The organism is Kitasatospora sp. NPDC041917, assembly GCF_055589745.1.
This window is the reverse complement of record NZ_JBVJBI010000029.1, coordinates 16,177-34,063: the sequence shown is the minus strand read 5'-3', so window position 1 is coordinate 34,063 and position 17,887 is coordinate 16,177. Positions and strand designations below refer to the sequence as shown.

Sequence of the window (17,887 nt, the reverse complement as noted above, 5' to 3'; positions counted from 1 at the left end):
CGAGGCTAGCGGCGTCCGCCGACACGGCCGGGACCCCGGCCGGTGCCGCCCCGGCCGGTGGAGCCCTGGACGGCGAGCACCACCAGGCCGACCACCAGCCAGACCAGCCCGACGAGCTGCGCGGTGCCCGAGGCCTCGTACACGACCGCCGCGATCACCGCGATCCCCAGCACCGGCACGACCACGTGCGGGAGCCACCGCCGCGAGCCGTGCCGCACCGCGTACCAGCCGATCACCGAGGCGTGCAGCAGCGCGAAGGCGGTCAGCGCGCCCACGTTCACGACCGAGGTGAGCCGGTCCAGGCCGTCGTCCCGGTTGGCCGCCCAGACCGCCGCCGCCATCGTGATCACCGCGGCCGCCAGCAGCGCCCGGCGCGGGACCGCGCTGGCCGGGTCGACCGAACCGAGGGCCCGCGGCAGCCGGCCGTCCCGGGCCATCGCGAAGAGCAGCCGCCCGGCCGCGGCCTGCCCGGCCAGGGCCGCGAAGGCCGCGCCGATCGCCTTGCTGGCCGCCACCAGTACGTGCAGCCAGTGCCCGACGCCGCTCTCCACGGTGTCGTAGAAGGCCGAGCCCTGCGCCGCCGGGTCGGCGGCCAGCTGCTGCGGTCCGGTCGGCTCCAGCAGGGCCGCCAGGTAGGTCTGGGCGACGAACAGCACCCCGGCCAGCGCCAGGCACCAGAGCACCGCCCGGGCCACGGCCGCCGAGGCGCCGACCGCCTCCTCCACGAAGGTGGCGATCGCGTCGAAGCCCAGGTAGGAGAGCACCGCGACGGACACCGCCGAGATCACCGCGGTCAGCGAGAAGTCCCCGACGGCGGTGAACGGGGTGTCCCAGCCGCGCCGGGCGCCGTCCTGGGCCAGCGCCACCACGGCGGCGGCCATGAACACCAGCAGCACCGCGATCTCCATCGCGAGCACCGCGAAGCCGATCGCCGCCGCCGTCCGCACCCCGGCCAGGTTGAGCGCGGTGGTCACCACCACCGCGAGCGCCGTCCAGACCCAGCGCGAGACGTCCGGCACCAGGGAGTTCAGCGCGATCCCGGAGAACAGGTAGGCCACCGCGGGGATCAGCAGGTAGTCGAGCATCACCATCCACCCGGCGATGAAGCCCGGGCCCTCGCCCAGCCCGGCCCGCGCGTAGGCGAACACCGAGCCGGTCTGCGGCACGGCGCGCACCATCTGGGCGTACGAGGAGGCCGTGAAGGCCATCGCCACCGTCGCGGCGAGGTACACGGTGGCGACGGCTCCGTGGCTCTTGGCGTCCAGCACGCCGAACACGCCCACCGGCGCCATCGGGGCGATGAACAGCAGCCCGTAGACCATCAGATCGCGCACGCCCAGGCTGCGGCGCAGGCCGCTCGGCGTCGCCTGCTCGCTCACAGAGCTCATAGACACCATATTTTGGGCGCAATTGACCGGGTCTGCGCGGAAAGTGTCCGCCATTGGTGGGGCGGCCCGGCGGGAGGCCGGGAGGACGAGCGCGGGTCGTGGCCGCCCGTACGATGGAGCCATGTCCAAGACCGCGCAGCGCCGTGTCCTGCTCGCCGCCCCCCGGGGCTACTGCGCGGGAGTCGACCGCGCCGTGATCGCCGTGGAGAAGGCCCTGGAGCAGTACGGGGCGCCCATCTACGTCCGCAAGCAGATCGTCCACAACAAGTACGTGGTGCAGACCCTGGAGAAGAAGGGCGCGATCTTCGTCGACGAGACGGAGGAGGTGCCGGAGGGCTCGATCGTCGTCTTCTCCGCGCACGGCGTCGCCCCGTCCGTCCACGACGAGGCGCGGGCCGGGAAGCTCGCCACCGTCGACGCGACCTGCCCGCTGGTCACCAAGGTGCACAAGGAGGCCGTCCGCTTCGCCGACGAGGGCTTCGACATCCTGCTGGTGGGCCACGAGGGCCACGAGGAGGTCATCGGCACCATGGGCGAGGCCCCGGACCGGATCCACCTGGTGGACGGTGCCGAGGACGTCGCCAACGTGCAGGTCCGGGACGAGTCCAAGGTCGTCTGGCTGTCCCAGACCACCCTGTCCGTGGACGAGACCATGGCCACCGTCGGCGAGCTGAAGAACCGCTTCCCGCAGCTGGTCAGCCCGCCCAGCGACGACATCTGCTACGCCACCCAGAACCGCCAGGTCGCGGTCAAGCAGCTGGCCCCGGAGACCGACCTGCTGATCGTGGTCGGCTCCAAGAACTCCTCCAACTCCGTGCGCCTGGTCGAGGTCGGCCTGGAGTACGGCGCCAAGGCCGCCCACCTGGTGGACTTCGCCGAGGAGATCCGCGAGGAGTGGCTGGAGGGCGTCACCACGGTCGGCCTGACCAGCGGCGCCTCGGTGCCGGAGATCCTGGTCGACGGCGTGCTGGAGTTCCTGGCCGCGCGCGGTTACGACACGGTCGAGACGGTCAAGACCGCCGAGGAGCACCTGGTCTTCTCGCTGCCCAAGGAGCTGCGCCGCGACCTGCGCGCCGAGGCGGCGGGCAAGCTCTGACCCCACCCGGAAGGGCCGGTACCCCGCACGGGGTGCCGGCCCTTCCGCCGTGCGGCCTCGCGCCGCGCGGCTCCCGGTGGTGCGGCTTCCTGCTGTGCGGGCCCCGGCGCACTCTCGTAGTTTTGTGCACAGGCTGTGGACAATTCACCGGCCGCGAACCGGCCCGGTCCGCGGCCGACGGCGGAGGGTGACGTGATGACGGCGGTATTCGGCGTGGACATCGGCGGCTCGGGGATCAAGGGCGCGCCCGTCGACCTCGCCCGGGGCACGCTCGCCGAGGAGCGCCACAAGGTGCTCACCCCGCAGCCGTCCGCCCCCGGGGCCGTGGTCGACGCCGTCTGCGAGGTGGTCCGCCACTTCGGCCACCAGGGCCCGGTCGGGCTGACCTTCCCCGGCGTGGTCGTCGACGGCCGCACCAGGACGGCGGCCAATGTCGACAAGGGCTGGATCGGCCTGGACGCGGCGGGCCTCTTCCGCGAGGCGCTGGGCATGCCCGCGACCGTCCTGAACGACGCGGACGCGGCCGGGCTGGCCGAGCTGACCCACGGCGCCGGACGGGCCGAGCCGGGCGTCGTCCTGGTGCTCACCTTCGGCACCGGCATCGGCAGCGCCCTGTTCGTGGACGGCACGCTGGTGCCCAACACCGAGCTGGGCCACCTGGAGCTGCGCGGCAAGGACGCCGAGCGCCGGGCCTCCTCGGCGGCCAAGGAGCGGCACGGGCTGACCTGGGAGCAGTGGGCCGGGCGGGTCGACGAGTACCTGGACCTGGTGGAGGGACTGTTCTCGCCGCGGCTGATCGTGATCGGCGGCGGGGTGAGCCGCAAGCACGAGAAGTTCCTGCCGCTGCTGAAGGACCGCGAGGCACGGGTGGTGCCGGCGGAGCTGCGCAACGACGCGGGCATCGTCGGCGCCGCCATGGCGGCGGCCCGGGCGGAGGGCTGACGGGCGGGCCCCGGCCCCGGCCCCGGCCCCGTCTCCGTGGCGACCGGCGGGGCGGGCCCCCGGCCGCGACCGGCGGGGAGGGGCTCAGCGGGTGCGGTGGATCCGGCGCTGGGCGACGAACCGGGCGAGCACGATCAGCGTGGCCAGCCCGGTGCCGGAGAACAGCCAGCCGGCCCGCAGCGCCAGCCCGGTCGCCAGCGAGACCACCTGGGCGGTGACGCCGGGGGAGCTCACCGGTTCGAGCAGCAGCAGCGCGAGCGCGAAGGCGATCGGCCCGCTGATCGGCGCGGCCAGCAGATCGGCGTAGCGCACCCGGACGGCCAGCTGGAAGCAGACCACCAGGTAGCCGAGGCCGAACAGCCAGCCCAGGTCGTCGAAGAGCAGCCGGTCCAGGCCCGCCACCGCGAGCGTCGCCAGGACGGCGACCACCCCGGTGCCGATGGCCGTCAGCCGGGCCGGCCGGCCGGTGCGCCGCCGCCCGTACAGCTGGTCGTCGCCGCGCCCGCGCCCGCGCAGCGGCAGGCGCAGGCGCAGCCGGGGGCCGGCCGGGCGGGCGGCGGCGGACGGTCCGGGCACCGGGCGCGGCCGGGAGGCGGGGGCGGGCCCGGAGGGGGCTGCGGCGGTCTCGGGAGCCCGGCCTGGACCGGGGACGGCGGGGGCGGTCGCGCGGGTCGGGGGACGGCGTCTGGGCCCTGGCGGCTGGGTACGGATGCTCTGCTCCACCCGTCCAACGTACGGTCCGATCATCGCCACACTGTGTAATGGACCGTTCAGGTCCCGGCCCGTGTCTCCGGGCGGAGCAGTGATGTGATCGTCACTCAGGTCGGCTGACCTGCCCCGTCGGCTCGGCGCACCACGGTCACCGGATCCGCGCACGGGTCTCCTCGCAGGGGACGGCATGACCGATCTCACCTTCGAACGGCCCGTCCGCGTCCGGTGGGACGACGAGCTGTGAGGCGGGGCGGGGGCTGCCCGTAGACTTGGGGGTCGGCCCGTACGGTGCCGACCCAACTCCTCCAAGCCCACGGGACTGCGCTTCATGTCGCTCACGATCGGAATCGTCGGCCTGCCGAACGTCGGCAAGTCGACCCTGTTCAACGCCCTGACCAAGAACGACGTGCTGGCGGCCAACTACCCGTTCGCCACCATCGAGCCGAACGTCGGCGTGGTGGGCGTCCCGGACGAGCGGCTGGCCAAGCTCGCCGAGATCTTCGGCTCCCAGCGCATCCTCCCGGCCACCGTCGACTTCGTCGACATCGCCGGCATCGTGCGCGGCGCCAGCGAGGGCGAGGGCCTGGGCAACAAGTTCCTCGCCAACATCCGCGAGTCCGACGCGATCTGCCAGGTCGTGCGCGCCTTCACCGACCCGGACGTGGTGCACGTGGACGGCAAGGTGTCGCCCAAGGACGACATCGAGACCATCCACACCGAGCTGATCCTGGCCGACCTCCAGACCGTCGAGAAGGTCCTGCCGCGGCTCCAGAAGGAGGCGCGCCTCAAGAAGGACACCGCCCCCGTGCTGGCCGCCGCCGAGGCCGCGCAGGCGATCCTGGAGACCGGCAAGACCCTCTTCGAGGCCGGCTTCGACACCGCCCCGATCCGTGAGCTCCACCTGCTGACCGCCAAGCCCTTCCTCTACGTCTTCAACGTGGACGAGGACGAGCTGGCCGACGAGGACTTCAAGGACGCCCAGCGCGAGCTGGTCGCCCCGGCCGAGGCGATCTTCCTGAACGCCAAGATCGAGTCCGAGCTGATCGAGCTGGACGACGCCGAGGCCCTGGAGCTCCTCCAGTCCATGGGCCAGGAGGAGCCCGGCCTCGCCACCCTCGCCCGGGTCGGCTTCGCCACCCTCGGCCTGCAGACCTACCTGACGGCCGGCCCCAAGGAAACCCGCGCCTGGACCATCAAGAAGGGCGCCACCGCCCCCGAGGCCGCCGGAGTCATCCACACCGACTTCCAGAAGGGCTTCATCAAGGCCGAGGTGATCTCCTTCGCCGACCTGGTCGAGACCGGCTCCATCGCCGAGGCCCGCTCCAAGGGCAAGGCCCGCATCGAGGGCAAGGAGTACGTCATGCAGGACGGCGACGTGGTGGAGTTCCGCTTCAACGTCTGATCGACCCGCTCCCTGAGCCGACCCGACCTGCCGCATGCGCAGGGTCGGACGGGGCCCGCCTCCTCTGAGGCGGGCCCCGTCCGTTTTCCCGTGCCGACCCGGTGCTGACTTTCGGGGGTCCCCACCGGTCGTCGACCCCCTCGGAAGCGCACTCGGGTGGTACGTTATTCGGTACCACTCGCCGAAGGGGGTACGCGTCATGTCCATCACCGCGAGCGAGGCCCGCAGGGATCTCTTCCCGTTGATCAAGAAGGTCAACGAGGATCACGACGCCATCGAGATCGTGTCCAAGCACGGAAATGCCGTGCTCGTCTCTGCCGAGGACTATGCCGCCCTGCGTGAGGGCTCGTACCTCCTGCGTTCGCCGGCGAATGCGCGTCGCTTGCTCAAGGCGTACGACAATGCGCTGAACGGTATAGGGCTCTCCGAGCGCACACTCATCGACCCCGACTCGGCTGATGCCGGGCGGGGTGTCGAGTGAGGCTCGTCTTCGAAGAACAGGGCTGGGAGGACTACACGTCCTGGCTCAAGAGCGACCGCAAGATGCTCGCGAGGATCAACAAACTCATCGAGGACGTGTTGCGCGACCCGTTCACCGGCATCGGCAAGCCCGAGCCGCTGAAGTACCACTTGCCAGGAGCCTGGTCGCGGCGGATCGATGACGAGCATCGCCTCGTCTACTTGGTGACGGACCGGGAGATCATCGTTCTGGCCGCCCGCTACCACTACTGATGGGTGGCTGCGTGTTCGAGTCACCGTGCTGATTCTGTGCTGACTTGGGTCGCCAGGATCGGCATCCTCGCAGGTCGCAGCCTTGTGGTGGGAATTCCGCTTCAACGTCTGATCGACCCGCTCCCTGAGCCGACCCGACCTGCCGCATGCGCAGGTCGGACGGGCCCGCCTCCCCTGAGGCGGGCCCCGTGCGTTTTCCCGTGCCGACCCGGTGCTGTGCGGGCCCCGGGGGTCCGGCGGTCCGGGGTCAGCCGATGGTGACGGTGAGCAGGCCGTCGGGGGCGGCGGTGACGGTGACGGTGGCGAGCGTGTCGGCGTGGGCGTCCGGGTGGTGGGGGAGGGCGCGCGGGCCGATGCCGATGACGCGGGTGCCGGCGGCCTTGGCGGCGGCGATGCCGGCGCCGGAGTCCTCGAAGGCGAGGCAGTCGGCGGGGGCGAAGCCGACGGCGGCGGCACCCTTGAGGAAGCCCTCGGGGTCGGGCTTGCTGGCGCCGACGGACTCGGCGGTGACCAGGACGGGCGGCAGCGGCAGGTCGGCGGCGGCCATCCGGACCCGGGCGAGCGGCTGGTCGGCGGAGGTGACCAGGGCGTGCGGGAGGCCGGCCAGCGAGGCGAGGAAGGCGGCGGCGCCGGGCACCGGGACGACGCCCTCGGTGTCGGCGCGCTCCTCGTCGAGCATCCGCTCGTTGTCGGCCAGGTTGAGTGCGACCGGGCGTTCGGGCAGCAGGGCGGCCATGGTCGCGTGGCCCTGGCGGCCGTGCGCGACGGCGAGCACCTCGGCGGGGTCCAGGCCGTGCCGCCCGGCCCAGCGGCTCCAGCAGCGCTCGACCACGGCGTCGGAGTTGACCAGGGTGCCGTCCATGTCCAGGAGGACGGCGCGGGCGGTCAGCCGGACGGGGGTAGCGGGCATGGGGCGGCTCCTCGGGGGGTGCGACGACGGCAGAGCCGGAGAATGCGAGCTCTTTGTTTCTCAATGATACAAAAGATCACCCGAGCAGGTGGGCGTTGACCGCGCGGGCCTCGGCGGCCAGCTCCGGCAGCTCCACCACCTCGATGCCGGCCGCCGTCAGCAGCGCGGTGCCCTGGCAGTCGGTGACGAACAGGTCCGGCTCGCGCCAGGCGACCACCACTCGCGGCACGCCCGCCGCGACGAGCAGTCGGGCGCACGGCATCGGCCGCGAGGCGCGCTGCCCGCAGGGCTCCAGCGAGCTGTAGACGGTCGCCCCGCGCAGCCGGGGGTCGCCCGCCGGAAGCTTGGCCAGCGCCGCCTCCTCCGCGTGGTCGTGCGGGTCGGTCTCCCGGCTGTAGCCCTCCGCCAGCACCGTGCCGTCGGCGCCGACGATCACCGCGCCGACCGAGAAGGCCGTCCCGGACGGCGGGCAGCGGCGGGAGAGCTCGACGGCCCGGCGCAGGTGGTCGAGGTCGGTGGACGCGGACGGGGTCACGGCGCGGGCTCCTTCGGGGCGTACCTGAGCAGGACGACGTCGCCCACGGTACGTGCCTCCAGCAGCCGCATCCGTCGGGCCGGCCCGCCCGGGAACGCGGAGGGGCGGACGAACCGGGGCGCCTCGGCCTGGCCGACCAGCAGCGGGGCGACGGCCAGCTGGAGTTCGTCCGCCAGCCCCTGGGCCAGGAACTGGGTGTGCACGCCCCCGCCGCCCTCGACCATCAGCCGGCGAACCCCGCGGGCGCCCAGGTCGTCCAGCACCGCGCCGAGGTCCACCGCGTCGCCCAGTGCGACCACCTCGGCCAGCCCGTCCAGCCGGGGGCGCAGCACCGCCGCCCCGGCGTCCGTGGTGTAGGCGAGGCGGGCGCCGCCGGTGTGCCAGAACCGCAGCCCGGCGTCGAGCGCGCCGCTCGCGCTGAGCGTCACCTTCAGCGGGTACTCGGGCCGGCCGGCCGCCAGTCGGGCGGCCCGGCGGGCGGGGTCGTTGACCAGCAGCCGGGGGTTGTCGGCGCGCAGGGTGTTGCCGCCGACCAGGATCGCGTCGGCGGCGGCGCGCTCCTCGTCGACCCGGTCGAAGTCGGCGGCGTTGGAGAGCAGCAGCCGGTCGGGGGAGGCGTCGTCGAGGTGGCCGTCGAGCGAGACGGCGGCGCTCAGCAGGACGTAGGGGCGCGGGCCGGGCATGGGCGGGGACCGTTCTGTCGGGGGCGCCTCCACGGTACGGCGGCCGGGTGCGGCCCGGGCTCGCCGTGACCGACATTCGAGACGGATCTTCTCGACATACGGAACGGCGGGTAGCGTCGGGGGCGCCGCGGAGCCCCGCGGCCGACCGCATCGAGGGGGATCTCATGACCGGACCGCAGCCCGCCGCCGTCTACACCCACGGCCACCAGGAGGCCGTGCTGCGCTCGCACCGCTCCCGCACCGCCGCCGACTCGGCCGGCTACCTGCTGCCCGAACTGCGGCCCGGGCAGGCCCTGCTGGACGTCGGCTGCGGGCCCGGCACGATCACCGCGGACCTGGCCGAACTGGTCGGCCCGCAGGGGCGGGTGGTCGCGGTGGACGCCTCCGCCGAGGTGCTGGAGCAGGCCGCCGGGCACATCGCCGGCCGGGGCCTGTCCAACGTCGCCCTCGCCTGTGCCGACGTGCACCGACTGCCGTACCCGGACGGCGAGTTCGACGTGGTGCACGCCCACCAGGTGCTGCAGCACGTGGCCGACCCGGTGGCCGCGCTGCGCGAGCTGCGACGGGTGACTGCGCCGGACGGCGTGGTCGCGGTCCGCGACGTCGACTACGCCTCGATGACCTGGTTCCCGGAGGTGCCCGCGCTGGACCGGTGGCTGGAGCTGTACCGGCGGACCGCCCGCGCCAACGGCGGCGAGCCGGACGCCGGCCGGCGGCTGCTGTCCTGGGCCCGCGCGGCCGGCTTCACCGAGGTCACCGCGAGCGCCGGCACCTGGACGTACGCGACGCCCGAGCAGCGCGCCTGGTGGGGCGGGCTGTGGGCGGACCGGGTGACGGGCACCGCGCTGGGCCGGACGGCGGTCGAGCGGGGCTTCGCGGACCAGGACGAGCTGGGCCGGATCGCGGACGGCTGGCGGGAGTGGAGCGCCGCCGGGGACGGCTGGTTCTCGATGCTGCACGGCGAGATCCTGGCCCGCGGCTGAGCCGACGCGGCCGAACCGACGAGGGGCGGACAGGGCGGTCCGGGCAGGGCGGACAGGGCGGTCCGGGCAGGGCGGGCAGGCGTTCGGAAAGATCGGGTAAAGTCGCGCGACCGTTCAGATCGGGCCCGTTCGGGTCCGAGCCATGGTGCCGAGTGCCGAGCCGATGCCCGTTCCGGTGGGTTGGGGGAGTCCACGTGTCCAAGCCTGAGTCCGAGCCGCCCGTTCCGGGGCCGGAGTCGCCCGCGGCCACGGGGGCCGACGCGGACACGGACACCCGTCCGGGGGCGGGCGCGGACACCGGTACGGGGACGGACACCGGTACGGGGACAGGCATGGACCCGGACCCGGACCCGGCGCAAGCGCCGACGGCCGGTCAGGATCCCCGGGTGGACTTCCGCAAGGACACCGCGGGGTCCGCGAGCCCGGTCGAGCCCGAGCAGGACCAGGCCGGGGCCGTCGCGCCCGAGCAGGACCAGGCCGGGTCGGAGCCCGCCCCACCCGCCGTCGACCCCTGGGCACCGCCCGCCGCCGTCGACCCCTGGGCCGCGCCCGACCTCTCCGCCGGCCCGCCCGCGGGTCCGTCCGTCGCCCCGGCCCCGCGGGCCGTCCCGCCGTCGGCCGCCCCGCCCCAGCCGCCGTACCCGCTGCCCGCCGGTGGCTGGGCCTCCGTCACTCCCCCCGCCGGGTCGGTCTTCCCGCCCGGCCACCCGTACGCCCAGGCCCCCGGTCCGGGTCAGGCCGTCCCCGGGCCCGGGTTCCTCCCCGGCCCCGGTCCCGGGCACGCCCCCACCAACGGCTTCGCGGTCGGCTCCCTGGTCACCGGCCTGCTCCTGGTGTCCCCGGTGGCCCTGGTGTTCGGCATCCTCGCGCTGGTGCAGATCAACCGCCGCAAGGAGCGCGGCTCCGGCATGGCGGTGACCGGCCTGGTGCTCGGCACGATCGGCACGGTCCTGCTGGCCCTCGCACTCGGCGCGGCCGACTTCAGCTCGGCGCGGGCCGGCCGCTTCGGCCAGGCCCCGAAGGCGCCGGCCGGCTCGGTGCACTGGTCCGAGCTCAAGGCCGGCGACTGCTACGACTCCCCCCAGGGCGGTTCGACGACGCAGGGGGCCGGCGACGAGACGGTGTACTGGGTGCACCGGGTGGCCTGCACCGAGCCGCACCACGGCGAGGTGGCGGGCACCGCCGAACTCCCGAGCGGCAACGGCCTCTACCCCGGCGAGAGCGCGGCCCGCGAGTCGGCCGGCCGGCTGTGCCGCGCGGTGCTGAACGGCTACGCGCTCGACCAGTGGACCGTCCCGGACGGCATGGACGACGTCTACCTCTACCCGACCGCGAGGAACTGGGCGTCCGGCTCACGGTACGTCACCTGCGCCTACGAGGACCGCGAGGACCGGCACCGGGGAACGGTCCGCACCGACCGGAGCCGCCTGACCGCGCCCCAGCTGGCCTACCTGGAGGCCGCCCGGAGCTTCAACGACGTCTACCTGGACCCGCCGGACGCGGACGTGGCCGAGGCCGAGTCCGACCACCGGGCGTGGGCCCGACGGATGGCCGTGGCCTCGCGGACCCAGGCGGCGGTGCTGGGCGGGCCGTCGGTGCCCTGGCCGGCCGACGTCCGGCCGAAGATCGCCAAGCTGGTCGAGGCCAAGTCGCAGGCGGCCGCCGCCTGGGACGCCGCGGCCTCCGGCAGCGACCTGGCGGGCGACCTCCGCCGGGCCAGGGCGACGGAGGCCAGGACGGCGCCGACGATCCTGGACATCCGCCGCGGGCTGGGCCTGTCCACCGGTGAGCAGGCGCCCGACCTGCGGGTCTGAGGCGCCCGCGCCCTGGTTACCGGCCGTTGACCGGGCCCGTACCTGCCGGTAACCCACCGGCCGTACCGTCGTGGGCGCGTCCCCGGCCCGACCCCCACGCGAGCCGGGGACCGGCCCGCCCCACGCGAGTGGAAACGGGTCCGGCCCGGAGCGGGACGTCCGGCGGGAGACCCCGGGTACCCTCCCGCCATGGGCACCCACCGGGTCATGCGGCAGGACGACAACGGCAACCGCTTCCTGGTCGCCAAGGACCTCGACCGGGCCGAGGCCCGACGGCTGGCCGCCGGGTTCGAGGCCCGCGGCCACAAGCAGATGTACTGGGTCGAGGCGGACGGGGAGGCCCGGCCGGGAGCGGCGGACGGGACGGTCCGCAACGCCTGAACCCGTAGGGTCGGCCCCATGGACGCCACGACGGACACCCCCGAGACCCCCGACCCCCGCGCGACCCCGGCCGCTCCCCGGATCGTGGTCGGCGGCGCGCTGGTCCGCGGCGGCCGGGTGCTCGCCGCCCGGCGCAGCGCGCCCGAGGCGGTGGCCGGCCGGTGGGAGTTCCCCGGCGGGAAGGCCGAGCCCGGGGAGACGGAGGCGCAGGCGCTGGAGCGCGAGCTGCTGGAGGAGCTCGGCGTCCGGGCGCGCGCGCTGACCCGGCTGCCGGGCGCGTGGGCCGTGCGCCCCGGCCTGGAGCTGCGCTTCTGGGCCGCCGAATTGCTGGCGGGCGAGCCGCGCGCGCTGGAGGACCACGACGCGCTGCGCTGGCTGGGCCCGGACGAGCTGGCCGCCGTGGACTGGATCGACCACGACCGTGACGTGCTGCCGCACGTCGCCCGGCTGCTCACGGAGGGCGGGACGGCGGGGGCGGGCGGCGTCCCGACCGGGGGCGACGCGTCGTCCGCCGGGTAGGTCAATCGGACAAGACGACCCAGGGGCCGGGATAGCCTGGAGGCTGCTGGGTATGTCACTTTTCGGCACTATTCGTCACCATCGGTGAGCCGTCCCCAGCCGGCGACGCCGATCCCGACCAGAGCCGGAGGCCCCGTCGGTGTCGACTACCGGGGGAGAGCGGCGGGCAGGCTCCGCGGGGAGCGCCGCCGCCCGCGCCCGACTGCGCCGCGCCGCCCGTCCGGCCGCTCCCCGGCCGTCGGCCGGCCGTCGCCGCGGCGGCACCGGCGGGGCCCCCGGCGCCGCGGGCCCCGACCAGCCGGCGCCGGCCCCGGCGCCCGGCCCCGGCGCCTGGTCCGATCTGCGCGGCCGTCCCGGCCGGCCGTTCCCCGGCGGGCCCGCCGACGCCCCGGGCGGTCCGGCCGGCACGGGGGGTCCCGGCGGCCCGGGCGCGCCCGCCGAGGGCAGCCTGCTGGACATGCTCAAGGTCGCCATCGCGATCCTGGACACGGCGGGCCGGGTGGTGCTCTGGAGCCCGGCCGCCGAGGAACTGCTCGGCTGGCCGAACGAGCTGCTGGTCGGCCGCCGGATCGACGAGCTGATCCCCGACCGGGAGCAGGTCGCCCGGATCCGGCGCGCGATCCAGGACACCCTGCGGCACGGCCGCTGGGCCGGCCCCGCCGAGCTGCGCGACCGGGACGGCTCCCCGGTCGCCGTGGACGCCCGGATCTCCCTCCTGGTGGACGGCGACGGCACCCCGTTCCTCCAGGTCAACATGGCCGAGGCGGCCGCCGTCCAGGCCGTCGAGCGGGACCTCGCGGTGCGCGACGCGCTGTTCGAGCAGTCCCCGCTGGGCATCGCCATCATGGACACCGACCTGCGCTACACCGCCGTCAACCAGACCCTCGCCGAGATGAACGGCGTCGCCCTGGACGACCACGTCGGCCGCACCACCGGCGAGACCCTGCCGGAGCGGGCCGCCGACGAGATCACCGCCATCCAGCGCCAGGTGCTGGCCACCGGCGAGCCGGTCATCGACGTCACCCTGGCCTCCCCGGTCACCACCCGGGCCGGCTACCGCTCGATCTCCTACAGCCGGATGACCGACCGTTCCGGCCGGGTGCTCGGCATCTCCGGCACCGTGATGGACGTGACCGAGCGCTACCGGGCGGTCGCCAAGGTCGAGCACGCCCGGCGCCGGCTCTCGCTGCTCAACGAGTTCGGCTCCCGGGTCGGCGACCTGCTGGACGCCTCCCGGATCGCCCAGGAGCTGGCCGGCTCGGTCGTCCCCCGGCTGGCCGACCACTCGGCGGTGATCCTGCTCCAGGCCGTCGCGCACGGCGACGACCTGCCCCGGCACGGCCACGACCGGCGCACCTCGCTGCTCCAGCTCGGCACCGCCTCCGTCCAGGACGGCCCCGAGGTGGACGTGATGCTGCGCCGCGGCGCCCGGATCACCTTCGCCGAGGACTCCGTCTGCGGCCGGGTGCTGCGCACCGGCGTGCCCGAGCCGCTGTCCGGCGCCGACCAGCTGGACGAGGTGACCTACCCCGGCGACCCGAAGATGCAGGCCGCCCGGGACCTCGGCGTGCACTCGATGCTGGTCGTGCCGCTGCGCGCCCGGGGCATCGTGATCGGCCTGCTGCTGGTCAGCCGGTCCGGCTACCGCGAGGGCTTCGACCGGGACGACCTGGCCTTCACCGTGGAGCTGGCCGACCGGGCCGGCAGCTCGCTGGACAACGCCCGCCTCTACGCCCGCGAACGCACCGCCGCGCTCACCCTCCAGCGGACCCTGCTCCCGCAGCAGGTCCCGCAGCCCACCGGCGTCGAGGTCGCCTACCGGTACGTGCCCGGCAGCAGCGGCACCGAGGTCGGCGGCGACTGGTTCGACGTCATCCCGCTGCCCGGCGACCGCACCGCGCTGGTGGTCGGCGACGTGATGGGCCACGGCCTGCGGGCCGCCGCCACCATGGGACGGCTGCGCACCGCCGTCCGGGTGCTGGCCGCCCTCGACCTGCCGCCGGACGTCCTGCTGCGGCACGTCCACGAGCTGGCCGACGACCTCGCCCAGGGCCCGGACGAGGCGCTGCTGGCCACCTGCGTCTACGCGGTCTTCGACCCGACGACGGCCCGGCTCACCGTCGCCAAGGCCGGGCACATCCCGCCGGTGCTGGTGGTGCCGGGCGAGGCCGCCCCGGAGCCGACCCGCAACGGCGGCCCGCTGCGCGGCGGCGCCGGCCGCATCCTCGACCTGCCCTCCGGCGCCCCGCTCGGGGTGGGCGGAGTTCCGTTCGAATCGGTCGAACTGAAGATCCCCGAGGGCAGCCTGCTGGCGCTGTGCACCGACGGCCTGGTCGAGTCCCGGGACAAGGACCTGGACGTCGGCCTCGGCCGGCTGATCACGGTGCTCCAGGAGCCGCACGCCTCCATCCAGGCCGCCTGCGAGGCGGTGCTGGACACCATGGAGCAGGGCCGGGAGCCGGACGACGTCGCGCTGCTGCTGGCCCGGCTCGGCCACGGCCAGGCCGGCACCCCGACGGCGGGCTGGACCCTGCCCGCCGAGCCCACCGCCGTCTCCCGGGCACGCCGGCTGGTCCGCGCCACGCTCGCCGAGTGGGGCGTCGAGGAGCTCACCGACATCGCCGAGCTGCTGGTCAGCGAGCTGGTGACGAACGCCGTCCGGTACGCCAGCGCCCCCATCGGGGTGCGGCTGACGCTCGGCGAGACGCTGCTGGTCGAGATCTCCGATCCGCTGCCCGACCCGCCCCAGGAGCGGCACGCCGCCGAGGCCGACGAGGGCGGGCGCGGTCTGGAGCTGGTCCACCGGCTGGCCCTGCACTGGGGCGCCCGGGCCGAGGGGATCGGCAAGGTGGTCTGGTTCGAGCAGGCGCTGCCGGGTAATGAGCCGGACGGATCGTGAGCGGAGCGAACAGCGAGGAGGGGGTGCCGCATATGCCATCGGGCGCTCAGGGGGAGCGCGCGCTCCGGAAGGGGGCGCGGGCGTGGCATTGTGGTTGCGCGGGCGGTAGGACAAAAACCTTCGCCCGATCTGATGTTGTGATGTTGAGGGCGTGTGAACGTACCCCTCGATGATGAATACTCGGTCTTCTCGACATCCGGACGGTCGCGGGTTGGAGGGGTCGGTCCGTTGAACAGCACTCCGGCGCGGAGCGTGTCGCCGAGGAGCAGCGGTCATGCCGCTGTACCCGGGCAGGCCGGCTCCTCGCACCTGCCCGTACCGGACGGCGCGCCCGTCGGCCGCGGCCACCACCCCGTCGCCGAGGACCGGCCGTGGGGCGCGGGCGACCCCGGCTCGATCTACGACTACATCCGGGTCGCCACCTTCGCGATCGGCCCCGACGGGCGGATCAGCCAGTGGAGCGAGCGCGCCGCCGAGTTCTTCGGGGTCCCGGCCGCCGAGGCCGTCGGCGCCGACCCGATCTCCACCTTCGTCCCCCGCGAGCTCTGGCAGCGCGGCCGGGCCCGGCTGGAGCGCACCCTGGCGGGCGAGGAATGGGTCGGCACCACCCCGTACCGGGACGCCGACGGCGGCGAGGGCCTCGCCGAGCTCTACCTGATGCCCGACAGCTCCCTGCCCACGGCGGGCGCCACCTGCCTGGCCGTCGACCTCGGACGGCTGCGCCGGATCGAGACCGACCTGGCCGCCTCCGAGGCCGTCTTCGGGCAGACCCCCACCGGCTTCGTGCTGTTCGACGACCGGCTGCGGCTGCAGCGGGTCAACGACGCCTTCGCCTCCGGCATGGGCCTGGTCCCCACCGACCTGGAGGGCCTCACCCCGCACGACCTCTTCCCGCCGTCCGAGGCCGACCGGCTCTCCGCCGCCCTGCGCAAGGTGCTGGCCACCGGCGAGCCCGTCTTCGACCTGCGCTTCCACGGCGCCGTCCCGACCCGCGAGGGCAACCGGCTCTGGGCCGTCTCGCTGTACCGCCTGAACGGTTCCGCCGGGCAGACCATGGGCGTCGCCGGGCAGGTCTCCGACGTCACCAGCCGGCACGTCGCCGAGCGCGAGGCCGACGGCGTGCGCCGCAACCTGGCCCTGCTCAACGAGGCCAGCGCGCACATCGGCTCCACGCTCGACCTGGAGACCACCGCCAAGGAACTGCTGGACGTCGTCGTCCCGCCGTTCTGCGACCTCGCCACCGTCGACCTCTACACCGCGCTGCTCTCCGGCGAGACCGTGCCCAGCGCCGGCCGGCTCGGCGACACCGTGCTCACCGACGGCAGCGGCGAACTGCGCCGGGTCGCCGTCTCCAGCGTGGTCGGCGGCGCCTCCTCGGTGCTCGGCTCGGTGACCGGCCTGCCGATCGCCGAGGCCGGCGGCACCCTCTGTTACCCCCGCCGCTCCCCGCACGCCCGGGCGCTGCGCACCGGCCGCAGCGTCGTCCCCGAGCCCGGGCGCGACCCGCTGCTGCGCTCCACCCTGATCGTCCCGCTGGTCGCCCGCGACCAGGTGCTCGGCCTCGTCCAGCTCTCCCGGGCGATCGGCAGCGAGCCCTTCGACGCCCGCGACGTCGCGATCGCCGAGGAACTCGTCGCCCGCGCCGCCGTCTGCATCGACAACGCCCGGCTCTACCGGCGCGAGCACGAGCGGGCGCTGATCCTCCAGCGCAGCCTGCTGCCCCCGGGCAACCCGGCCGCCAGCGGCCTGGAGATCGCCTGCCGCTACCTGCCCAGCAACAACAACACCGAGGTCGGCGGCGACTGGTTCGACGTCATCCCGCTGCCCGGCAACCGCACCGCGCTGGTCATCGGCGACGTGATGGGCCGCGGCCTGCGCGCCGCCGTCGCCATGGGCCAACTGCGCACCGCCGTCCGCACCCTGGCCATGCTCGACCTGGAACCGGGCGAGGTGCTCACCGCCCTGGACGAGATCGCCCGCGGCCTCGGCGACGACTCGGTGCCGGTCGGCCCGCCCACCCCGTACGGCCGGCTCACCTCGACCGCCGACGAGGAGGCCCGCGAGGTCTACCTGGCGACCTGCGTCTACGCGGTCTTCGACGCCGTCAGCCGGCGCTGCTGGATCGCCAACGCCGGCCACCTGCCGCCCGTCCTGCTCAGCCCCGGCGAGGGCGCCCGGATGCTCGACGTACCGCCCGGCCTGCCGCTCGGCGTCGGTGGCGAGCCCTTCGAGGAGGTCGCGATCGACCTCCCGGACGGCGCCGTCTTCGGCCTCTACACCGACGGCCTGGTGGAGAGCCGCAAGCACCCGCTGGACGAGGGCCTGCGGGCCTTCCGCTCCGCGCTCTCCCACGAGGGCAAGGGGCTGGAGGACCTCTGCGACCACGTGCTCGGGGAGCTCAACCCGCACCACGGCGAGGACGACATCGCCCTGCTGATGGCCAAGGTGCACGCCTTCCCCGACGACGCCGTCGGCAACTGGTTCCTGCCGCCCGAGCCCACCTCGGTGGCCAAGGCCCGGGAGCTGGCGTGCAGCTGGCTGCTCGCCCGGGGGCTGGACGAGCTGGTCGACACCACCGAGCTGCTGGTCAGCGAGCTGGTCACCAACGCGCTCAAGCACGGGCGGGGCGAGATCCGGTTGCGGCTGCTGCGCGAGCGCAGCCTGGTCTGCGAGGTCTGGGACGACGGCTACGCGCAGCCCCGGCAGCGGCGCGCGCAGGAGACCGACGAGGGCGGGCGCGGCCTGCAACTGGTCAGCCTGCTGGCCGAGCGCTGGGGCAGCCGGCGCACGCCCAAGGGCAAGATCGTCTGGTTCGAGCTGGCCCTCTAGCCGCCCGCAACGGTGGGCCGGACGGGTGCAGTCGCCCGGCGGCCCGCCGTGTCGGCGCGGCCC

The 17,887-nt window shown here is 74.7% G+C and carries 14 protein-coding genes and 1 pseudogene; 11 read left to right on the top strand and 4 right to left on the bottom strand.

Features of this window, described 5'->3' with window-relative positions; translation table 11 throughout:
• Positions 1 to 5: 5 nt before the first annotated feature.
• On the bottom strand, positions 6 to 1,388 hold the full coding sequence (locus tag ACZ6EM_RS28605; RefSeq protein ID WP_452179635.1) for an APC family permease: 1,383 nt from the start codon (positions 1,386 to 1,388) through the stop codon (positions 6 to 8).
• Between the two features lie 121 nt (positions 1,389 to 1,509).
• Between ACZ6EM_RS28605 and ACZ6EM_RS28600 the strand changes: the two genes are divergently transcribed.
• Positions 1,510 to 2,484: a 4-hydroxy-3-methylbut-2-enyl diphosphate reductase gene (locus ACZ6EM_RS28600; RefSeq protein WP_359899533.1), complete on the top strand. Its 975-nt coding sequence runs from the start codon at positions 1,510 to 1,512 to the stop codon at positions 2,482 to 2,484.
• Between the two features lie 195 nt (positions 2,485 to 2,679).
• Positions 2,680 to 3,426: a polyphosphate--glucose phosphotransferase gene (ppgK, locus tag ACZ6EM_RS28595; RefSeq protein ID WP_452179634.1), complete on the top strand. Its 747-nt coding sequence runs from the start codon at positions 2,680 to 2,682 to the stop codon at positions 3,424 to 3,426.
• Between the two features lie 84 nt (positions 3,427 to 3,510).
• On the opposite strand, the gene ACZ6EM_RS28590 is transcribed toward ppgK, so the two are convergent.
• A complete protein-coding gene (locus ACZ6EM_RS28590; protein ID WP_452179633.1) occupies positions 3,511 to 4,002 on the bottom strand; it encodes a DUF6542 domain-containing protein in 492 nt (163 codons plus the stop codon).
• Between the two features lie 463 nt (positions 4,003 to 4,465).
• On the opposite strand from ACZ6EM_RS28590, the gene ychF reads away from it, so the two are divergent.
• The 3 genes from ychF (at position 4,466) to ACZ6EM_RS28575 (ending at position 6,271) form a co-directional block, all read left to right on the top strand.
• Positions 4,466 to 5,539, top strand: a complete 1,074-nt coding sequence (ychF, locus tag ACZ6EM_RS28585) for a redox-regulated ATPase YchF (RefSeq protein WP_401056190.1) — start codon at positions 4,466 to 4,468, stop codon at positions 5,537 to 5,539.
• A 199-nt stretch (positions 5,540 to 5,738) separates the two neighbouring features.
• Positions 5,739 to 6,020 (top strand): type II toxin-antitoxin system Phd/YefM family antitoxin, encoded by a 282-nt coding sequence (locus ACZ6EM_RS28580; RefSeq protein WP_329927349.1) that lies wholly within the window; start codon positions 5,739 to 5,741, stop codon positions 6,018 to 6,020.
• Positions 6,017 to 6,271, top strand: coding sequence for a Txe/YoeB family addiction module toxin (locus ACZ6EM_RS28575; RefSeq protein ID WP_452179631.1), 255 nt, complete (start codon positions 6,017 to 6,019; stop codon positions 6,269 to 6,271). Before ACZ6EM_RS28580 ends, ACZ6EM_RS28575 begins: the two co-directional genes overlap by 4 nt.
• Positions 6,272 to 6,518: 247 nt before the next feature.
• Here the strand turns inward: ACZ6EM_RS28575 and ACZ6EM_RS28570 are convergent, their stop codons facing one another.
• Positions 6,519 to 7,181 carry an HAD-IA family hydrolase gene (locus ACZ6EM_RS28570; protein ID WP_452179630.1) on the bottom strand — a complete coding sequence of 221 codons (663 nt, stop codon included), beginning with the start codon at positions 7,179 to 7,181 and terminating at the stop codon, positions 6,519 to 6,521.
• Between the two features lie 76 nt (positions 7,182 to 7,257).
• Positions 7,258 to 8,399, bottom strand: a pseudogene (locus ACZ6EM_RS28565) (dihydrofolate reductase family protein).
• Positions 8,400 to 8,563: 164 nt separating this feature from the next.
• On the opposite strand from ACZ6EM_RS28565, the gene ACZ6EM_RS28560 reads away from it, so the two are divergent.
• The 6 genes from ACZ6EM_RS28560 to ACZ6EM_RS28535 all read left to right on the top strand — a co-directional run bounded on the left by ACZ6EM_RS28560 (position 8,564) and on the right by ACZ6EM_RS28535 (position 17,824).
• Complete coding sequence (locus tag ACZ6EM_RS28560; RefSeq protein ID WP_465773560.1) at positions 8,564 to 9,382, top strand: methyltransferase domain-containing protein; 819 nt, start codon at positions 8,564 to 8,566, stop codon at positions 9,380 to 9,382.
• A gap of 386 nt (positions 9,383 to 9,768) precedes the next feature.
• Positions 9,769 to 11,196, top strand: a complete 1,428-nt coding sequence (locus ACZ6EM_RS28555; RefSeq protein ID WP_465773559.1) for a DUF4190 domain-containing protein — start codon at positions 9,769 to 9,771, stop codon at positions 11,194 to 11,196.
• A gap of 189 nt (positions 11,197 to 11,385) precedes the next feature.
• Complete coding sequence (locus ACZ6EM_RS28550) at positions 11,386 to 11,577, top strand: SPOR domain-containing protein (protein WP_401043486.1); 192 nt, start codon at positions 11,386 to 11,388, stop codon at positions 11,575 to 11,577.
• Between the two features lie 18 nt (positions 11,578 to 11,595).
• On the top strand, positions 11,596 to 12,096 hold the full coding sequence (locus ACZ6EM_RS28545) for an NUDIX domain-containing protein (RefSeq protein ID WP_452179627.1): 501 nt from the start codon (positions 11,596 to 11,598) through the stop codon (positions 12,094 to 12,096).
• A gap of 139 nt (positions 12,097 to 12,235) precedes the next feature.
• Complete coding sequence (locus tag ACZ6EM_RS28540) at positions 12,236 to 14,995, top strand: SpoIIE family protein phosphatase (RefSeq protein WP_465773558.1); 2,760 nt, start codon at positions 12,236 to 12,238, stop codon at positions 14,993 to 14,995.
• Between the two features lie 228 nt (positions 14,996 to 15,223).
• On the top strand, positions 15,224 to 17,824 hold the full coding sequence (locus ACZ6EM_RS28535) for a SpoIIE family protein phosphatase (protein ID WP_401043477.1): 2,601 nt from the start codon (positions 15,224 to 15,226) through the stop codon (positions 17,822 to 17,824).
• Positions 17,825 to 17,887: the final 63 nt, after the last annotated feature.